Genomic DNA, 19,557 nt, shown 5'->3' on the forward strand with positions numbered 1-19,557 from the left:
GAATAGGCCTTTCGCAGCCTTCGGCAGCTCCTGCAATTACAAATACCCAGCCTTATCGCCGCGCTGGAACCGACCGGGTGCGCCCGCTGCCATCTATAGCCACAAACACAAACACCGCTTCGGTCACTTTGCGCCATTCGCTGGACAGCGGGTCATCGCTCCAGACTTCAACCATCATCTGGATGGAGCTGCGGCCAATTTCCAGTGCCTGGGTATAGAAGGACAGCTGCGCGCCCACTGCCACCGGAACCAGAAACGCCATGCGATCAATGGCCACTGTGGCAACCCGCCCGCCCGCGATCTTGCTGGCCATTGCGGTGCCTGCCAGATCCATCTGGGATACCAGCCAGCCGCCGAAAATATCGCCGAAGCCGTTGGTTTCGCGGGGTAGTGCGGTGATTTGCAAAGCGAGATCGCCTTGCGGGATTGGATCTTCTTGTTCGAACTCGATCATGCCTAGGGTGCCTCTGACCCATGACTCTTAGTATTGTTGCCGCGGTTGGCAGGCGCTATTCAAAACCATTTGCGTGAACATAAAGCGTTCAGCGCAGGTGGAACACCTGAAGGGGAAACTCTGCGAAAGCGGCTGAATGGCAGCTGATTTCGCACAGCACCCCCGACTGACTGAGGCTTGTGCGCTACATTCCGACACACAACCGACAGTAATCCGACGGTCTGCGAGTATATCGGGCGATGCGTCATGAAACGACCATCGAGTACTGATTTCGACGATATACGCATCAGGCTGTGTGCTTTTTGAAACAATTTGCTATCGTGCCGGACCCGACAAGGCGGCATGACTGCCTGTGTCACGCAATTTTGGTGCCTATCCGCACAGTTGCTCCGGACAATCGCAGTTGCAGGCCACCCCGCCGTAACCTGCTTTACTGTCGCTAACCCTATTCAAGAGAAGCCTCCTTAGAGAAGTATTGTTCATGTCAACTGTGCCTTCGAGTACCGCGCAGCCTTCGCGCCCGCTGACCCGCAACGACTACAAGACCTTGTCGCTGTCCGCGTTGGGCGGCGCGCTGGAGTTCTACGACTTCATCATTTTCGTGTTCTTCGCTGCTGTGGTCGGCAAACTATTTTTCCCGGCGGATATGCCGGAATGGCTACGCATGATGCAGACCTTCGGGATTTTCGCCGCAGGATATCTGGCGCGTCCTCTGGGCGGCATCATCATGGCGCACTTCGGCGACCTGCTGGGGCGCAAGAAAATGTTCACCCTGAGCATTTTCATGATGGCGGTGCCGACGCTGATCATGGGCCTGCTGCCGACATATGCCCAGATCGGCATGTGGGCGCCGATTCTGCTTCTGCTAATGCGCGTCATACAGGGCGCAGCCATTGGCGGTGAAGTGCCGGGCGCCTGGGTGTTCGTTTCAGAGCACGTTCCTGCGCGTCATATCGGTTATGCCTGTGGCACGCTGACCTGTGGTCTGACGGCCGGCATTCTGCTGGGCTCCCTGATGGCGACCCTCATCAACAGCATCTACACCCCGATTGAAGTGTCCGACTATGCATGGCGTATCCCGTTTCTGGTAGGCGGTGTGTTCGGCCTGTTGTCGGTGTATCTGCGCCGTTGGTTGCATGAAACGCCAGTGTTCGCCGAGCTGCAGTTGCGCAAAGCGCTGGCCGAAGAAGTACCACTCAAGTCAGTACTGCGTGATCACCGCGGTGCAGTTGCTATCTCGATGCTGCTGACCTGGTTGCTGTCGGCGGGGATCATCGTGGTCATTCTGATGACCCCGACCATCCTGCAGGGCGCGACCTTCGGCTTCCCGGCTGCTGTGGCGCTGAAGGCCAATAGCCTGGCGATCGTTTTCCTGAGTCTGGGCTGCATCGCTTCGGGCGCACTGGCCGACCGCATTGGTGCTGGCCGTGTGTTCCTGTTTGGCAGCCTGGGCCTGTTGATCTGCTCATGGACCATGTACCACACGCTGGCGGCCAATCCTGATTGGCTGTTCCCGATGTATGCAGTGACCGGCCTGTTCGTTGGTGTCATCGGCGCAGTGCCGTACGTGATGGTCAAGGCATTCCCGGCCGTGGTGCGTTTCTCGGGATTGTCGTTCTCATACAACCTGGCTTACGCGATTTTTGGCGGCCTGACGCCGATGGTCGTGACGCTCATGCTCAAATCCAGCCCTATGGCACCCGCCTGGTATGTTGCGATTCTGTGTGTGCTGGGCATGCTGATTGGCTGCTACCTGATCGCTAAAAAGCGCTGATAGTTCGAGTCTGAAGACTTCCGTTTCATGCCGCGTGGTACTCAAGGCCGCCATTCCTTAACAGGGTGGCGGCCTTTCATTTAATTGTCACAATTAAGTCATAGAGTCGTCACGCGTCAGGCCAATACTCGGGCCAACGGACCTGTTTCTTCACCTCGCTCGGAGCAAGGTATGACTTTTAAACGTTTGATCACCGCACTCACTTTCGTTGCCGCTGGCGTCGCTACTGCCAATGCGGTTGCTGCTGTTGATCCGGCGATCAAACCGTACGTAAAGACGTCGGGTGTTTCGGGCAACTTGTCCAGCGTGGGCTCCGATACCCTGGCGAACCTCATGACGCTGTGGGCTGAGGCGTACAAGAAAGAATACCCGAGCGTGAACATTCAGATTCAGGCAGCCGGTTCCTCTACTGCGCCACCGGCACTGACCGAAGGCACCGCCAACCTGGGCCCGATGAGCCGCAAGATGAAAGACGGCGAGTTGTCGGCGTTCGAACAGAAATACGGTTACAAGCCAACGGCAATCCCGGTTGCGGTGGATGCGCTGGCAGTGTTTGTACACAAGGACAACCCGATCAAGGGGCTGACCATGGCGCAAGTGGATGCGATCTTCTCGGTCACTCGCCTTTGCGGTGCCAAGGCAGACGCCAAGACCTGGGGTGATGTGGGTATAACCGGCGACCTAGCAAACAAACCTATTCAGCTGTTTGGTCGTAATTCGGTGTCCGGCACCTATGGTTACTTCAAGGAAGAAGCACTGTGCAAAGGCGACTTCAAGGCTAACGTGAACGAACAGCCGGGTTCGGCTTCGGTTGTCAGCTCCATCAGCAGCTCGCTCAATGGCATCGGTTACTCGGGCATTGGTTATAAAACGTCCAGCGTGCGTACCGTCCCTCTAGCCAAAAAAGAAGGTGGCGAGTTCGTTGAAGACAACGAGGCCAACGCCTTGAACGGCACTTATCCGCTGTCGCGCTTCCTGTATGTGTACGTCAACAAGGCTCCGAACAAACCGCTGGCCCCACTGGAAGCAGAGTTCATCAAGCTGGTGTTGTCGAAGCAGGGGCAGGAAGTGGTCATGAAAGACGGCTACATTCCGCTGCCGCCGAGAGTGGTAAGCAAGGCTCTGACCGATCTGGGCCTGCAGGAAGCAGCCGCAAAATAATCCGGGTTGCGGTGGGATCTGTTCTAATCAGGCCCACCGTTAACTGAACAGTTCGCTGCCATGATCCTAGGTGGCGGGCTTTTTTGCGTCACCCCGCTGTAATGTTTTTGTCATACAGGGCGACTAGGGTGTGCGCATGAATGATCTGGCCAATTCATCAATGAATCAGAATTCACCTGCCAAGCGCATTGATTTCAATACGCCTGAGCTGCAACGCAGGCGCCGCATACGCGCTTTCAAGGACCGCCTGACCCGTTGGTATGTCGCCATTGGCGGCCTCGCCGTGCTCGCGGCTATCACCTTGATCTTCTTTTACCTGGCTTATGTGGTTGCGCCTTTGTTTCAGGGCGCAAGCCTGAGCAAGGAAGACGCTCTGAAGCCTGCCTGGCTGAACGACGCCGGCAAGTCGCTAATGCTGACTGTCGAAGAGCAGAACCAGGTCGGAATGCGTATTTCCGACAAGGGCGAAGCCGTGTTTTTCGGCATCGCGGACGGTGCAGAAATCAAGCGGGTCAGCCTGCCGTTGCCTGCTGGCGTGAGCGTGGCTTCGCTTGGTCAGGATCAGCCGGGTACGCCGCTGATTGCGTTGGGCTTGTCCAATGGTCAAGTCTTGGCGTTCAGGCACAGCTACCTGATCACCTACCCGAACAACCATAAAACCATCACGCCGACCATCACCTGGCCTTATGGCGAAGCACCGCTGGTGCTGGATGAAGGGGGGCAGGCGGTTGAGCATGTGAGCATCAATGCCAATGGCGAGAAGCTCCTGATCGCAGGCACCACCGGCAAGCAATTGCATGTTTTGTCGCTGGCCAAAGAAGAAAACATGATGACCGGCGAGGTCACCAGCGAGCAAACTCGTATCGAGTTGCCGCAGATGTCCGAGGCTGTGAAAGCCATCTATATCGATCCACGCCAGCAATGGCTGTATGTGATCAACGGTCGTGCGCAGGCTGACGTGTTCAGTCTGCGTGATCGCACGCTCAACGGCCGCTACAAACTGCTTGAAGACGGCAATGCCGAGATCACGGCCAGCACCCAGCTGGTGGGCGGCATTTCGTTGATCATCGGTAACTCAAAAGGCGGCATGGCCCAATGGTTTATGGCCCGTGACGTCGATGGCGAACAGCGCTTCATGCACATTCGCGACTTCAAGATGGGTACGGCGCCGATTACCCAGATCACTGCTGAGCAACGGCGCAAGGGCTTTATCGCACTGGACGCTTCGGGTCAGCTCGGCGTTTTCCATAGCACTGCGCATCGCACGTTGGTGGTCGAAAAAGTTGCTGACGGTTCGGGTATCTTTGCCCTGTCACCGCGTGCGGATCAGATTCTGGTAGAGCAGGGCGGTGCGTTGCGGCCGATGAGCTTGAAGAATCCGCATCCGGAAGTGTCCTGGAGCGCATTGTGGGGCAAGGTCTGGTACGAGAATTACGATGCACCTCAATACGTTTGGCAGTCCACCGCCTCCAATAGCGATTTCGAGCCCAAGCTGAGCCTGGCACCGCTGACGTATGGCACGCTCAAGGCTGCGTTTTACGCCATGCTGCTGGCTGCGCCTCTGGCGGTTGCCGCTGCGATCTATACCGCTTACTTCATGGCTCCCGGGATGCGCCGCAAGGTCAAACCGGTAATCGAGCTGATGGAAGCCATGCCGACGGTGATCCTCGGCTTCTTCGCAGGGCTGTTTCTGGCGCCCTATCTGGAAGGTCATTTACCGGGTGTGTTCAGCCTGATGCTGCTGACGCCCGTTGGCATTCTGCTCGCCGGTTTCACCTGGAGCCGGTTGCCTGACTCGATTCGCCTGCGGGTTCCCGATGGTTGGGAAAGCGCGATCCTGTTGCCAGTGGTTCTGCTGGTAGGCTGGTTTTCACTGAGCATGAGCCCGCACCTGGAGAACTGGTTCTTCGGCGGTGACATGCGCATGTGGATCTCCCACGATTTGGGCATTACCTACGACCAGCGCAATGCGTTGGTGGTCGGCATTGCCATGGGCTTCGCCGTTATTCCGAATATTTACTCGATTGCCGAGGATGCGGTGTTCAGTGTGCCTCGCGGTTTGACGCTGGGTTCGCTGGCACTCGGCGCTACGCCGTGGCAGACCCTGACCCGCGTGGTCATCCTTACCGCAAGCCCGGGGATTTTCTCGGCACTGATGATCGGCATGGGTCGTGCGGTGGGCGAAACGATGATCGTGCTCATGGCCACCGGCAATACGCCGATCATGGACATGAACCTGTTTGAGGGGATGCGCACTCTGGCGGCCAACGTGGCTGTGGAGATGCCTGAGTCGGAAGTGGGTGGCAGTCATTATCGAGTGTTGTTCCTCGCAGCCCTGGTGCTGTTGATGTTCACCTTTGTGATGAACACCCTCGCAGAGCTGATCCGTCAGCGCCTGCGCAAGCAATACTCGTCTCTCTAAGGAAGGTAGAAGTTCGTGAAACAGAACTCCCTCAAGAGTTGGATTAAAACCGGCGCCCCTGGCGTCTGGATGAGTGCGGGCGCGGTATCCATTGCGGTCATCATGACACTGGGCTTGTTGTCGGTGATTGCCGTGCGCGGTCTGGGGCATTTCTGGCCGGCCGATCTGATGTACGCGCAATACGATGTGCCCAATCAAGAGAAACACGTTCTGATCGGCGAAGTCGTCGAGCAAGAGCAAGTCCCTCGCGCCCGCCTCAAAGGCGCGGGTTTGCCGGTACCGGAAGATGGCCCGGAGTTCATGACCCGTGAGCTGGTCAAGGTCGGCAATCGTGACGTCAACCCCAGCGATTTCACCTGGGTCGTGGGCGAGTGGATATCCAACCAAAGCCTGCCGCCCGAGCTGATGACGATTGAACGTCGCGAATGGGGCAATTTTTACGGTTATCTGGTCAACGTCAAAGAAGGCGGCAAGGTCGTCGCTGAAGGCGAAGCGGCCTGGCCGACGCTACAAGAACGTATCAAGCGTGTCGAAGGTCTGGCTCGCGAGCTCTATCAGCTTGAAAAGAAAGACGTCGGGGCGATCAACCACGGTATCGAACGGTTGCGTCTACAGGCCCGCAAACTGGAGCTGGATGGCAAGCTTGATGCGCAGGCTCAAGCCGACATGGCCAGCGAACGTGCCGAACTGGACAGTCGCTACACCGTTATCGAAGAGCGTCTGACCTCGCTGCACGAGGCGTTTGATCGCGACAGCCTTACGGCGCGCGACGCCAACGGCAAAGAAGTCGAAATCAGCCTGGGCAAAGTCGTCCACGCTTACCAGCCCAACGGCATGGGCACGCTCACCAAAGTCGGGTTCTATTTCAAGAAGCTGTGGGAATTCCTCAGTGAAGACCCGCGGGAAGCCAACACCGAAGGCGGGATTTTCCCGGCAATTTTCGGCACGGTGATGATGACCCTGATCATGGCGGTGATCGTCACGCCATTTGGTGTACTGGCAGCGGTTTACCTGCGTGAGTACGCCAGACAAGGCCCGGTCACGCGCTTGATTCGTATCGCAGTGAACAACCTCGCGGGCGTTCCGGCTATTGTTTACGGTGTGTTCGGTTTGGGCTTCTTTGTCTATGTACTGGGCGGATCTCTGGATCAGCTGTTCTTCCCCGAAGCCTTGCCTGCTCCGACGTTTGGTACGCCTGGCCTGCTCTGGGCGTCGCTGACGCTGGCATTGCTGGCCGTGCCAGTGGTGATCGTCGCGACTGAAGAAGGTCTGGCGCGTATCCCGCGCACCATCCGCGAAGGCTCGCTGGCGTTGGGTGCGACAAAGTCTGAGACGCTGTGGAAGATTGTTCTGCCCATGGCGAGCCCGGCCATGATGACCGGCCTGATTCTGGCGGTGGCGCGTGCAGCGGGTGAGGTTGCGCCGCTGATGTTGGTGGGCGTGGTCAAACTGGCTCCGTCGCTGCCGGTGGATGGCAACTACCCTTACCTGCATCTGGATCAGAAGATCATGCACCTGGGGTTCCATATTTACGACGTGGGCTTCCAGAGCCCTAACGTCGAGGCGGCGCGACCATTGGTTTACGCCACGGCGCTGTTGCTGGTGTTAGTGATTGCCTTGCTTAACCTGTCGGCGGTGGCTATTCGTAACCACCTGCGCGAGAAATACAAAGCGCTGGACAGTTGATTGAATGATTAGAGATCGCCCAACAATTGGCCTGTAGCAGCTCACGAGTAACGCGAGGCAGCGATAGCGATTTGTCTGACACACCGCTTCGCGGCCGTCGTTACCTCCGACAGCTCCTACAGACCCGATCAATCAGACGGTTGTATTTTGTTTGAGAAGGGCGATTCAACAGAATGGTTAGCGTAGGGAGCAATTCCATGCAGCATGAAAACCCGGCACGAGGCATCAATATGTCGGCCCTGGGGCGCAACAAGTCCGGCCTGCATCTGGCCGACGAAACCGTGGCTATCGAAGTGCCGGGTCTGAACCTGTTTTATGGTGACAAGCAGGCGCTGTTCGATGTCAGCCTGAATATTCCGAAGCAGCGTGTGACGGCCTTCATTGGTCCGTCCGGCTGCGGCAAGTCGACATTGTTGCGTACGTTCAACCGCATGAACGACCTGGTCGATGGTTGCAGCGTAAAAGGCGCAATCAATTTGTACGGCCACGATATCTACACCAAAGGTGAAGACGTCGCCGAATTGCGCCGTCGTGTCGGCATGGTGTTTCAGAAGCCCAACCCGTTCCCCAAGACCATCTACGAAAACGTGGTGTATGGCTTGCGGATCCAGGGCATCAACAAAAAGCGCGTACTCGATGAAGCTGTCGAGTGGGCACTCAAGGCCGCAGCGTTGTGGGACGAGGTCAAAGACCGTCTGCATGAGTCAGCGCTGGGGCTTTCCGGCGGTCAGCAGCAACGTCTGGTGATCGCCCGGACCATCGCCGTGGAGCCGGAAGTCCTGCTGCTCGACGAACCCTGTTCAGCGCTCGATCCAATTTCGACGTTGAAAGTTGAAGAGCTGATCTACGAACTGAAATCCAAATACACCATTGTGATCGTTACTCACAACATGCAGCAGGCGGCACGGGTTTCGGATTACACCGCGTTTATGTACATGGGCAAACTGGTCGAGTTCGGTGACACGGACACGATGTTCACCAACCCGGCTAAAAAACAGACTGAAGATTACATCACCGGTCGTTACGGCTAGGTCCTGCTCAAACCCTGAAGCACCGCTGCGTTTTCGCACTTAACCGGACGTTCCAAGGACACCAAGCATGATTCATAAAGACAGCCTCACGCATCACATCTCCCAACAGTTCAACGCTGAGCTTGAAGAAGTACGCAGCCATCTGCTCGAGATGGGCGGTTTGGTCGAGAAGCAGGTCAACGATGCCGTGACTGCCTTGATCGAAGCGGACTCCGGTCTGGCCCAGCGCGTTCGTGAAGTCGACGACCGCATCAACCAGATGGAGCGCAACATCGATGAAGAATGCCTGCGCATACTGGCGCGTCGTCAGCCGGCGGCTTCCGACCTGCGTTTGATCATCAGCATTTCCAAGTCGGTGATCGACCTGGAACGCATCGGTGATGAATCGACCAAGATCGCTCGTCGTGCCATTCAGTTGTGCGAGGAAGGCGAATCGCCGCGTGGTTACGTCGAAGTGCGTCATATCGGCGATCAGGTGCGCAACATGGTTCGCGATGCTCTGGATTCGTTTGCCCGCTTCGACGCCGAGCTGGCGTTGTCCGTGGCGCAGTACGACAAAATCATCGACCGCGAATACAAGACGGCCCTGCGCGAGCTGGCGACCTACATGATGGAGGATCCGCGTTCGATCTCCCGCGTACTCAATGTGATCTGGGTCCTGCGTTCGCTGGAACGTATCGGCGACCACGCGCGGAATATTTCCGAGCTGGTCATCTACCTGGTGCGCGGAACCGACGTGCGGCACATGGGCCTCAAGCGCATGAAAGAAGAGGTGCACGGGATCACTAGCGAAAGCGCTAATGTTCCGGACAAATCTGACGATAAGTAAGATTGCCTGCGAAAAAACGCCCAGCTCGCAGCTGGGCGTTTTTGTTCTCGGGTTTAAGAACTTCCAGCCGCCCGCGAATTAAATGTCCTGGCGCCGTCAAACAGGTTGGCCTTTGGCCATCAGCCAGCGCTATGCTTGCCGAAATATAGGGTGTGTTCAGCATCAACGCGGTTCGCCAGCAGTGGCGACACACCCGCAGGAGCGTCGATGAGTAAGATCAGTGTTTTGATTGTGGATGACGCGACTTTCATTCGCGATTTGGTTAAGAAAGGTCTGCGCAATTATTTTCCCGGTATTCACACCGAGGACGCCGTCAACGGTCGCAAGGCTCAGGTCACCCTGAACCGCGAAGAGTTCGACCTGATCCTGTGCGACTGGGAAATGCCGGAGATGTCTGGCCTTGAGCTGCTGACCTGGTGCCGCGAACAGGACAATTACCTGAAAACCGTTCCTTTCATCATGGTCACCAGCCGTGGTGACAAAGAGAACGTGGTTCAGGCGATTCAGGCCGGGGTGACCGATTTTGTCGGCAAACCCTTCACCAACGAACAACTGCTGACCAAGGTCAAGAAAGCCCTGGCTAAAGTCGGCAAGCTCGAAGCCGTGATGTCCACCGCGCCGTCGCGCATGAACTCACCGCTCAATGACTCGCTCAGCGCGCTGACTGGCGGCAAGGCTGAGGTCGTTCGTCCTGCGGCCAGCCCGGCAGTGACGTCTGCACCTGGTTTTGGCGGCGGTCTTGCCAAGGCCCCACCGGTACCGCAGCAAATAGCAGCAAAAGAGCCGGCAGGGCGTGGTCAGGGCCAATTGCGCCTGCCCAGCGGTAATCACAGCAGTGTGATCAAGGCGCTGACCCTCAAGGAAGCGTTGCTGGTGGTCCGCCGTAGCGAAAGCCTGCCACAGATCCTTGAGCAGGCTGTGCTCGATCTGGAGCAAGGCGAGAGCAACGAAGTGGCGCGGCTCAACGGTTATCTGCACGCCATCGTGGCCTTCGAGCAGAAGCCCGACAGCGAGTGGCTGCAAGTGACCTTCCGCTTCACCGATCAGGATGCCCAGAAACTGGATTACATTTCCCGTCTGATCGCCCGCGGTACTGCACAGAAGCACTTCTCGCCGGGTGCTTGATTGCCTGTGATCCTGTAGGAGTGAGCTCATTCGGGAAAGAGGTGTGTCAGTCAGTGATGCTTTACTGGACTGGCCTCTTCGCGAATGAATTCGCTCCCACTGGATATCGTTACCAGCTTGAGGTGACGCTCACGCGCATCTGGCGCGATTTCCTTGACGTCCACTCTATTGCCGTTTGATACAGCTGAGTCCTCATTTGCAGGAATCGCTGTTAGGCTTGCCTCATCTTCTTTACAACCCAGACCCATCCCATGCTTGAGCGCTTACTCATCCTGTGTGCTCTGTTGCTGGCTGCGCAATCGGCCGGGGCGGTGACGATCTATAAATTCACCGATGCCAACGGCGTGGTCTCGTTTACCGACCGCCCCACACCGGGTGCCGCCGTGGTGGTGTTCAAGGATCGGATGGTCGAGCACATCGAGCGTCAGGTGCACCTGAGCACCAAGCGAGACAAAGGCGTGGATAGCCTCTATGTCCGCAACGATCTGTATGCGCCGGTTGAGGTCGAGCTGAAAATCAGCGGCGGGAAGAACGTTCTTGGCGTCGCCGACCAGACCATTCGTCGCACGATACCTGCGCGTGGCAATGAGCGGGTCACGGTCCTGAGTCCCAAAGTCGTCGGCAAGCCGATGAGCTACAAAACCAGCCTGCGCTCAATCGTGGGTGATCCGCAGCGCACGAGTCTGGCGTATCGCTATCCATTGCCGTGGGTGGGCGGGCCGTTTCGCTTGAGTCAGGGGCCTAACGGCAAATACAGCCATTTCGGAGCCAAAGGCCGCTACGCCATGGACATCGCCATGCCCGAAGGCACGCCAATCATTGCGGCACGAGGTGGTGTGGTCGTCAAAATCGAAAACGACCAGACCGGCAAAGGCTCAAACCCTTCCGGCAACTTTGTGCGAATCCTGCATGACGACGGCACCATGGGCGTTTACCTGCACCTGATGCGTGGCTCGGTCAGCGTCAAGGAGGGACAGCACGTCATCGTAGGCAGCGCATTGGCGCGCTCCGGCAACACCGGCAACAGCAGCGGACCGCACCTGCACTTCGTCGTCCAGCGCAACGTGGGCCTGGCGCTGGAGTCCATCCCCTACGAGTTTGCACAGCCGGTGCAAAGCCTGCCTAATTTTGCGGTGGGTGGGAATTGAGAGAACGATCAGCAGCAAACGTTGACCTGTAGGAGCTCACGAGCAGCGCGAGGCAGCGATGGCGGTGAATCAGACAGGACGCCATCGCTGTCTCGCGGTGCTCGTGAGCTCCTTGTATCTACAGAAAACATTCTAAATCAGGGATCACTTTGGCTAACACGATTTTAGGCCTACAGTTCCTCAGAACGAATCAGCGTAGGATTTTTCCGATTTTTCGGATGGTCGAGACAGCTTCCTGTGACAGGTCTAAGCTCTGAACGGTCCCAACCGGAGTTACTCGTGAGCGCCCTACTTTCACCAGTCGTTTCAGAGTTCGAAACCCAAGAGCAAGCCGACAGCTATGATGTCTGGTTCCGTGAAAAGGTACAGCGGTCGCTGGATAGTCCGGGAACCGGCGTACCCCATGATGAAGTGATGGCGAGAATGGACGCGATCATTGAAGCATCTGAACGTAAGCAGTGTCCCTGACACAGCGCTGTCGCGCAGCACACGGGTTACCGGTAGGAGCCAACTTGTTGGCGAGACGTCGGGCCTGCATAGCCAGAAAAAGCTGCCTCGCCAATAAGCTGGCTCTACAGGGCTGTATCAATCCTCAGACTGATACAGCCTCAATCAATCTTGACCACCTTGGCCAACACGATTTTCGGACCTTTCATCTTTTTGATGATGATCCGCAGCCCTTCGAACTCCATGACTTCCTCGACTTCCGGTACCCGTTTGAGGGTTTCGTAGATCAGGCCTGCCAAGGTTTCGGCTTCCACGTGGTCCAGATCAATGCCGAGCAGGCGTTCGACCTTGAACAGTGGAGTATCGCCGCGCACCAGCAGTTTGCCCGGCTGATAAGCGAGGATGCCGCGTTCGACCTTGCGGTGTTCGTCCTGAATGTCGCCGACCAGCACTTCGAGCACGTCTTCCATGGTCAGGTAGCCGATGATCTTGCCGTCGGCTTCTTCCACCAGCGCAAAGTGCGCGCCGCCCTGGCGGAACTGCTCAAGCAGGCGCGACAGCGGCATGTGCTTGGACACTCGCTCAAGCGGACGCGTCAGTTCGGCCAGATTGAAGGATTCCGGGATGTGGTCCAGCGCCGCCAGTTCCAGCAGCAAATCTTTGATGTGCAACAGACCGACAAACTCGCCACGATCAGCGTCGTATACCGGATAGCGGCTGAACTTGTGACGGCGGAACAGCGCGAGAATTTCTTTGAGCGGCGCGTTGAAATCAAGCGTCACCAGGTCTTCCCGGGAGTTGGCCCAGTCGACCACTTCCAGTTCGCCCATCTCCACGGCGGACGCGAGTACTCGCATACCCTGATCGCTAGGATCCTGGCCACGGCTGGAGTGCAGAATCAGTTTCAGCTCTTCACGACTGTAGCTGTGTTCGTGATGCGGACCAGGCTCGCCTTGGCCTGCAATGCGCAGAATCGCGTTGGCGCTGGCGTTCAGCAGGTAAATGGCCGGGTACATCGCCCAGTAGAACAGGTACAGCGGCACCGCCGTCCACAGCGACAACAGTTCCGGTTTGCGGATCGCCCAGGACTTGGGGGCCAGCTCGCCGATCACGATGTGCAAGTAGGAGATGATGAAGAAGGCGGTAAAGAACGACACGCCCTTGATCACTTCCGGCGAGTCCACGCCCATGGCTGCCAGCAGCGGCTCCAGCAAGTGCGCGAACGCTGGCTCACCGACCCAGCCCAACCCCAGCGAGGCCAGGGTAATACCCAGCTGGCAAGCGGAGAGATAAGCGTCAAGCTGACTGTGAACAGTGCGCAGGATGTGTCCGCGCCAGCCGTTTTTTTCTGCAATGGCTTCAACCTTGGTTGAGCGCAGCTTGACCATGGCGAACTCTGCCGCAACGAAAAAGCCGTTGAGCAGGACCAGAACCATTGCGAAGAGAATCATGCCGAAGTCGGCGAACAGTGAAGCGAGGTTAAAACCAGGGGAAGGGTCCATGATGGAGTTTTACGGGTTCCGTTTTAGCGAGAGAGGTTATTGCTGCACCGATATTGGGTGCACAAGAGCCGCAATGTAGCGGCTCAATGCCTGCTTGCCTAGTGGCGGAGGTGTCGCAGGCTAGGCTTGGGCCAGCTGGATCGGTGGAAAATGGCAGGTAAACACGCTGCCTTTGCCCGGCACGCTGTTGATTTCCAGTGTTCCCCGATGGCGCAACAGCACATGTTTGACGATGGCCAGGCCCAATCCCGTTCCGCCGGTATTGGAGGCGCGGCTGGAGTCCACTCGGTAGAAGCGCTCGGTCAGGCGAGGCAAATGCTTGGTTTCGATACCGATCCCTGAATCCTGCACGCTGAGGTGCGCGCCGCGCTCATCGGCCCACCAGCGAATCTGGATTTTGCCTTCGGCGGGGGTGTACTTCACGGCGTTGAAAATCAGGTTGGAAAACGCGCTGCGCAGTTCGGTATCGCTGCCCTTTAGTAGCGTATCGGTTTCGATATTCAGGTCGATCTGCTGATTCTTGTTGCCAGACAACGCCTGCGCATCACTGGTGATGGTCTTGAGTAATGTACTGACGACGATCGGGTGATTATCCGACGGATAGTCTGTCGCTTCGAGCTTGGCCAGCAGCAACAGGTCGTTGAGCAGCGTCTGCATGCGCCCGCCTTGCTGATGCATTTGCTGCAAGGCGCGCACCCAGCGCGGGTTCACTTCTTCGACGTTATCCAGCAAGGTTTCCAGATAACCGAAGATTACCGTCAGCGGCGTGCGCAGTTCGTGGGACACGTTGGCGACGAAATCCTTGCGCATCTGTTCCAGCTGATGAATACGCGTGACGTCGCGCACCAGCATCAGGTGCTCGTTGTTGCCGTAGCGGGTGATGAGCAGCTGAATGCGCAACCGGTCATTGGTCGGCGAGGGGATTTCCAGCGGTTCGGCAAAGCTGTCCTGCTCGAAGTACTCCTTGAAACGCGGGTGACGCACCAGATTGGTCACTGGCTGGCCGCTGTCTTGCGGGGTTTTTAGGCCCATCAGGGTTTCAGCGGCGCGGTTCCACCATTCTAGGTTGCCTTCGCTGTCGAGCATGATCACCGCGTCCTTGAGGGCGGCGGTGGATTCCTGCACTCGGTCGATCACCGCTTGCAGCCGACCGCGTACACGCTGATCACGACGTTGCAGGTGATAGATGCTGTCGAAGACTTCGCCCCACAAACCGTAACCATCAGGCGGCGGTTCGTCGGTCTGGTGGTTACTGAGCCATTCGTGCAGGCGTAAGAGTTGTTTGAGGGTCCAGGCCAGATACAGCCCCAGACCGATGGCCAGACTCCAGCCATATTCGCCGCTGATCAGCCCGACCACGAGGCAGGCCGTCACCAGCAACAGCATGTGGCGGATCAGGGTGCCATGCCAATTTTGATTCAATTAAACGTACATCCATGTCGAGCGCATACCGGGCGGTTGCGCTGCCTGTTTGCGGCTATCTGTTCAAGCTGTCGGTTTACGAACAGGTCATCAGCTCTTAGTAGAAAAGCGATAGCCCGTGCCGCGCACGGTTTGTACCAGATTTTCATACGCATCACCGAGCGCTTTGCGCAGGCGACGAATGTGCACATCAACGGTACGCTCTTCGACATAAACATTGCCTCCCCAGACTTGATCCAGCAATTGGCCGCGAGTGTAGGCGCGCTCCTGGTGGGTCATGAAGAACTGCAGCAAACGGTATTCAGTCGGGCCCATCTCGGCAGGTTTGCCATCGATGGTCACGCGGTGGCTGATCGGGTCGAGCAGCAGACCGCCCACTTCGATAGGCGCTTCGCCATCGGTAGGCCCTGCACGGCGCAGCACAGCCTTGAGGCGTGCGACCAGTTCGCGAGGTGAAAACGGCTTGGTGATGTAATCGTCAGCGCCGACCTCAAGACCCTGGATCTTGTTGTCCTCTTCGCCCTTGGCGGTCAGCATGATGATCGGGATATCCCCGGTCAGCTCATCACGCTTCAGGCGTCGGGCCAGTTCGATGCCGGATGTGCCGGGCAGCATCCAGTCGAGCAGGATCAAGTCCGGCTTGCGGTCTACGATGATGGCATGGGCTTGCTGAGAGTTCTCTGCTTCCATGCAGTCATAGCCGGCCATTTCCAATGCAACGGCGATCATTTCGCGAATAGGCGCTTCGTCGTCAACGATCAGAATGCTCCTGCCAACCATGCTTGAACCTCTTGTCATTTAACTGTCTTGGGGCGCATTAGATAACGGAATTATTGCAGTCGTGTGACAGTCACGGTAGGGGCTAGCATGCCATGTTATTTAAGGACTAATGTGCAGTCTTGTCCGACAACGGTTTCCACATAAGAAAAGGATCTACCGATGCTCAAGATTTCATCGACATTCATGGGCTTGATAGCGGCTGCGGCAATCGCGTCTTCCAGTCTGGTTATGGCTGCTGAGCCTGGCATGACAGGGGACAACGGCTACCTCACCGACCACAGCGGTAAAACGCTCTATACCTTCGATAAGGACTCAGTTGGCAAGTCCGCGTGTAACGACACATGCGCAATCAACTGGCCGCCACTGGAGGCTAAAGCCAACACCGCAGCGTCCGGCAAATGGACTCAGATCAAGCGCGACGACGGTAAATTACAGTGGGCCTATGGCGGCAAGCCGCTGTACTTCTACAAAGATGACAAGAAAGTCGGTGACGTCACTGGCGATGGCAAAGGCGGCGCCTGGCACATCGTCAAACCTTGACCTGATGAACTTTCTGTAGGAGCTGCCGGAGGCTGCGAATTGCGGTGTGATTGAAACATTGCTTCGCAGCCTCCGGCAGCTCCTACAGGCCTCGCGTTAATTCAACGCGTAATCCGCAACAATCCCGATAAAGATCGCCAGCCCAGCCCAATGGTTATGCAAGAACGCCTTGAAACAGGCGTCACGGTCGCGATTGCGGGTTGACCAGAACTCCCAGGCGAAACATCCCGCTGCCACCAGCAGACCCAGGTAGAAAAACATTCCCAATTCAAAGCGCGCACCGGCCAGTAGCAGGCAGCCCAGCGCCAACCCTTGCAGCGTCAGAATGATGATCCGGTCAGCATCGCCAAACAGCACGGCAGTGGATTTCACCCCGATCTTCAGATCGTCTTCCCGGTCGACCATCGCGTAATAAGTGTCGTAAGCCACCGTCCACAGCAGATTGGCGATGTACAGCAGCCACGCGGCGGCGGGCAGACTGCCGGTTTCGGCGGTGAACGCCATCGGCATCCCCCAGGAAAACGCCGCGCCCAGCACCACTTGCGGGTAATAGGTGTAACGCTTCATGAATGGATAACAGGCTGCCAATGCCAGCCCGCCGAATGACAGCCAGATGGTTGTCGGATTAGTCAGCAGCACCAGCAGGAAACTCACCAGCACCAATACTGCAAACAGGACCAACGCTTCTTTTGAACTGACCTTGCCACTGACCAGCGGGCGCTGTTCGGTGCGTTTGACGTGACCATCGACCTTGCGGTCGGCGAAGTCATTGATCACGCAGCCCGCCGCACGCATCAGGAACACACCCACCACAAAAATCGCGATATTAAGCAGCGACGGCGAACCCTTGCCGGCAATCCAGAGTGCCCAAAGCGTCGGCCACAGTAATAGATAAATACCAATCGGCTTATCAACACGCATCAGGTGGATGAAGTCCCAGATGCGCGGATTCAGGCGATTAAGGGATTTGAGTAGCGTCAGGTACATCAGCAATGCTCCACGGTGCGAATCGTCTGCCAGAGCGTCGGCAGGAAGACTTCGGCTACCAGTATTTTCAGAGGGCCGCGGCTAAAGCACGAGCGTCGTCCCCATAAGCCTTCGGCGGCATCTGCTACGGGCAGCCATGCCGCTGGATAACGACAGACCTGCAGCGAGCCGCGATCAAATTCCGGATCACAGAACAACAACTCGCCCAGCGAGCGCGTGCCCAGTTCATCCATGTGCAGGCCGCTTTCCTGTAGCGCGCTACGTGCGGCAACGCTGCGGGCGAATACCCACTTCTCGCCATGCCCGCGCAAATAGACCTCGCGCACCCAGCCAACGCTTTGTTCAGGCAGATCCAGCGCAACACACTCATCGTCGCGCAGCGCTTGCCAGCCTTCGACGAGCGGCGTGACACTGAAATGGTCGGAAGACAATGCGGTCAGACGGCGGGTCAATGAGTCCCGATGAAACAGCCATGCTTGAACCAACGGTTCGGCGGTGGCCTCAAGCGACTCGCGCTCAAGCCAGTTCACGGCGAGGGAAGGGGGATTTTGCTCAGTCACGGCAAGCATTTTTCAGGCTGATCGAGGCCGCGAGCTTAGCATGATTGCCCCCTACGGCCGACGACCGGTAACGCCCTGTAGTGATCACCGGGGTTGCATGTCAGCGTCGCGATCAGTACAAAACGCCCTGAGTTTGGCGCAAGCGTGGCACCTCACGACCACGTACGCCCCAATTAGCCTGAAAACATGAGAGATAACGATGAAAAAGTGGCAATGCATTGTCTGTGGCCTGATCTACAACGAAGCCGACGGCTGGCCGGATGACGGCATTGCGCCGGGCACTCTATGGCAGGACGTACCCGAAGATTGGCTATGCCCGGACTGCGGCGTAGGCAAAATGGATTTCGAAATGATCGAAATCGGCTGATCCGGTTTTTTAATCTCTGGTCTGGAAGTACGTATGAACGCACCTGTTGTGATTGTTGGCACTGGCCTGGCGGGCTACAACCTCGCTCGGGAATTTCGCAAGCTCGATGGCGAAACGCCGCTGCTGCTGATCACCGCTGATGACGGACGCTCCTACTCCAAACCGATGCTCTCCACCGGCTTTGGCAAGAACAAGGAAGCCGATGGGCTGAGCATGGCTGAACCCGGTGCGATGGCCGACCAACTCAAGGCCGAAGTGCGAACCCACACCCGCATCAGCGGCATCGATCCAGGGCACAAACGCCTGTGGATTGGCGAGGAGGCGGTTTACTACCGCGACCTGATCCTCGCCTGGGGTGCTGAAACCATTCGGGTACCCGTTGAGGGTGACGCCAGCGACGCCGTATTCCCGATCAATGACCTTGAGGATTACGCCAGTTTTCGCGCGGCAGCAGCGGGTAAGCGTCGGGTACTGATTCTCGGCGCCGGTCTTATCGGCTGCGAGTTCGCCAATGACCTGATTCTGGGTGGCTACGAAGTTGACCTGGTGGCACCTTGCGAGCAAGTGATGCCGACCTTGCTGCCTCCTGCTGCCGCAGCTGCGGTGCGTGCAGGACTGGAAAGTCTTGGCGCGCGTTTCCACCTCGGCCCGCTGATGACCCGCTTGCAGCGCACTGCTGATGGCCTTGAAGCGCACTTGTCCGACGGCCAAGTCATTCAGTGCGATGTGGTGGTGTCTGCCATCGGCTTGCGCCCACGAGTCGATCTCGCTGCGGCGGCAGGCTTGCAGATTGGTCGCGGCATCGTCGTGGACCGGGAGCTGAAAACCTCCCATGCGAATATCTATGCGTTAGGCGACTGTGCCGAAGTCGACGGTTTGAATTTGCTGTACGTCATGCCGCTGATGAGCTGCGCCCGCGCCTTGGCCCAAACCCTTGCGGGCACAACGACCGCTGTTAAATACGGCCCTATGCCGATTACCGTAAAAACCCCGGTATGCCCCCTCGTTGTGTCGCCGCCGCCCCGTGGCATAGAAGCTATCTGGAGCGTTGAGGGCGAGGGCGCTGACATCAAGGCTCTGTGCCACGACTCTGCTGGCAACCTCTTGGGCTACGCGCTGACCGGAGCCGCCGTGATGGAAAAACTCGCTCTGAATAAGGCGCTTCCCGCCCTGTTGGCATAAATACTGGCCGTTCTGTCGGATAAGCCACATTTTTGGCCCTATATAGGCCATTCGTCCACTGGCGTCCGCCAGAACAGCATGCCATCCTCATTCCCGTCTGCCGCAACGTAGAGCCGTTGCGTCACCTGACTACCGTTCTG

At 57.4% G+C, this 19,557-nt stretch carries 18 protein-coding genes; 12 read left to right on the plus strand and 6 right to left on the minus strand.

Going from position 1 to position 19,557, the window contains the following annotated elements; genetic code table 11:
* Positions 1 to 52: 52 nt before the first annotated feature.
* Positions 53 to 454 carry an acyl-CoA thioesterase gene (locus RX972_RS14415; RefSeq protein ID WP_027901946.1) on the minus strand — a complete coding sequence of 134 codons (402 nt, stop codon included), beginning with the start codon at positions 452 to 454 and terminating at the stop codon, positions 53 to 55.
* A 481-nt stretch (positions 455 to 935) separates the two neighbouring features.
* On the opposite strand from RX972_RS14415, the gene RX972_RS14420 reads away from it, so the two are divergent.
* The 9 genes from RX972_RS14420 (at position 936) to RX972_RS14460 (ending at position 12,098) form a co-directional block, all read left to right on the plus strand.
* Positions 936 to 2,228: an MFS transporter gene (locus tag RX972_RS14420; protein ID WP_099270104.1), complete on the plus strand. Its 1,293-nt coding sequence runs from the start codon at positions 936 to 938 to the stop codon at positions 2,226 to 2,228.
* Between the two features lie 171 nt (positions 2,229 to 2,399).
* Positions 2,400 to 3,389: a phosphate ABC transporter substrate-binding protein PstS family protein gene (locus RX972_RS14425; protein WP_231672782.1), complete on the plus strand. Its 990-nt coding sequence runs from the start codon at positions 2,400 to 2,402 to the stop codon at positions 3,387 to 3,389.
* A gap of 412 nt (positions 3,390 to 3,801) precedes the next feature.
* A complete protein-coding gene (locus RX972_RS14430) occupies positions 3,802 to 5,811 on the plus strand; it encodes an ABC transporter permease subunit (protein ID WP_316876374.1) in 2,010 nt (669 codons plus the stop codon).
* 69 nt (positions 5,812 to 5,880) lie between these two features.
* Positions 5,881 to 7,497, plus strand: coding sequence for a phosphate ABC transporter permease PstA (gene pstA, locus RX972_RS14435; RefSeq protein WP_231672802.1), 1,617 nt, complete (start codon positions 5,881 to 5,883; stop codon positions 7,495 to 7,497).
* 197 nt (positions 7,498 to 7,694) lie between these two features.
* Entirely contained in the window at positions 7,695 to 8,528 is an 834-nt protein-coding gene (gene pstB, locus RX972_RS14440; RefSeq protein ID WP_027901941.1) for a phosphate ABC transporter ATP-binding protein PstB, read from the plus strand.
* Between the two features lie 67 nt (positions 8,529 to 8,595).
* Positions 8,596 to 9,357, plus strand: coding sequence for a phosphate signaling complex protein PhoU (gene phoU / locus RX972_RS14445; RefSeq protein ID WP_122396678.1), 762 nt, complete (start codon positions 8,596 to 8,598; stop codon positions 9,355 to 9,357).
* A 207-nt stretch (positions 9,358 to 9,564) separates the two neighbouring features.
* Entirely contained in the window at positions 9,565 to 10,482 is a 918-nt protein-coding gene (locus tag RX972_RS14450; RefSeq protein ID WP_027901939.1) for a response regulator, read from the plus strand.
* Positions 10,483 to 10,733: 251 nt separating this feature from the next.
* Positions 10,734 to 11,630 carry a M23 family metallopeptidase gene (locus RX972_RS14455; RefSeq protein WP_316876231.1) on the plus strand — a complete coding sequence of 299 codons (897 nt, stop codon included), beginning with the start codon at positions 10,734 to 10,736 and terminating at the stop codon, positions 11,628 to 11,630.
* A 279-nt stretch (positions 11,631 to 11,909) separates the two neighbouring features.
* Complete coding sequence (locus RX972_RS14460) at positions 11,910 to 12,098, plus strand: stability determinant (RefSeq protein ID WP_122667121.1); 189 nt, start codon at positions 11,910 to 11,912, stop codon at positions 12,096 to 12,098.
* Positions 12,099 to 12,238: 140 nt separating this feature from the next.
* On the opposite strand, the gene RX972_RS14465 is transcribed toward RX972_RS14460, so the two are convergent.
* From RX972_RS14465 to phoB, 3 genes are all read right to left on the minus strand, one after another.
* The gene (locus tag RX972_RS14465; protein WP_027901506.1) at positions 12,239 to 13,579 is read right to left on the minus strand and encodes a hemolysin family protein; all 1,341 of its coding nucleotides are present in this window, start codon (positions 13,577 to 13,579) and stop codon (positions 12,239 to 12,241) included.
* A gap of 120 nt (positions 13,580 to 13,699) precedes the next feature.
* Positions 13,700 to 14,965, minus strand: a complete 1,266-nt coding sequence (gene phoR / locus RX972_RS14470; RefSeq protein WP_231665609.1) for a phosphate regulon sensor histidine kinase PhoR — start codon at positions 14,963 to 14,965, stop codon at positions 13,700 to 13,702.
* Between the two features lie 126 nt (positions 14,966 to 15,091).
* Positions 15,092 to 15,781 carry a phosphate regulon transcriptional regulator PhoB gene (gene phoB, locus RX972_RS14475; RefSeq protein ID WP_027901508.1) on the minus strand — a complete coding sequence of 230 codons (690 nt, stop codon included), beginning with the start codon at positions 15,779 to 15,781 and terminating at the stop codon, positions 15,092 to 15,094.
* A 183-nt stretch (positions 15,782 to 15,964) separates the two neighbouring features.
* On the opposite strand from phoB, the gene RX972_RS14480 reads away from it, so the two are divergent.
* Positions 15,965 to 16,321: a hypothetical protein gene (locus RX972_RS14480; RefSeq protein ID WP_406643713.1), complete on the plus strand. Its 357-nt coding sequence runs from the start codon at positions 15,965 to 15,967 to the stop codon at positions 16,319 to 16,321.
* A gap of 96 nt (positions 16,322 to 16,417) precedes the next feature.
* Here the strand turns inward: RX972_RS14480 and ubiA are convergent, their stop codons facing one another.
* Together ubiA and RX972_RS14490 are read right to left on the minus strand one after the other, a co-directional pair.
* Positions 16,418 to 17,308, minus strand: coding sequence for a 4-hydroxybenzoate octaprenyltransferase (gene ubiA, locus RX972_RS14485; RefSeq protein WP_316876235.1), 891 nt, complete (start codon positions 17,306 to 17,308; stop codon positions 16,418 to 16,420).
* Positions 17,308 to 17,868 carry a chorismate--pyruvate lyase family protein gene (locus RX972_RS14490; protein ID WP_176560679.1) on the minus strand — a complete coding sequence of 187 codons (561 nt, stop codon included), beginning with the start codon at positions 17,866 to 17,868 and terminating at the stop codon, positions 17,308 to 17,310. Before RX972_RS14490 ends, ubiA begins: the two co-directional genes overlap by 1 nt.
* A 199-nt stretch (positions 17,869 to 18,067) precedes the next feature.
* Between RX972_RS14490 and RX972_RS14495 the strand changes: the two genes are divergently transcribed.
* Both RX972_RS14495 and RX972_RS14500 read left to right on the plus strand, forming a co-directional pair.
* Entirely contained in the window at positions 18,068 to 18,235 is a 168-nt protein-coding gene (locus RX972_RS14495) for a rubredoxin (protein WP_002555879.1), read from the plus strand.
* 33 nt (positions 18,236 to 18,268) lie between these two features.
* The gene (locus RX972_RS14500) at positions 18,269 to 19,417 is read left to right on the plus strand and encodes an NAD(P)/FAD-dependent oxidoreductase (RefSeq protein ID WP_316876295.1); all 1,149 of its coding nucleotides are present in this window, start codon (positions 18,269 to 18,271) and stop codon (positions 19,415 to 19,417) included.
* Positions 19,418 to 19,557 lie beyond the last annotated feature (140 nt).

It is taken from the genome of Pseudomonas syringae group sp. J309-1 (genome assembly GCF_032582135.1).
Lineage (GTDB): Bacteria > Pseudomonadota > Gammaproteobacteria > Pseudomonadales > Pseudomonadaceae > Aquipseudomonas > Aquipseudomonas quasicaspiana.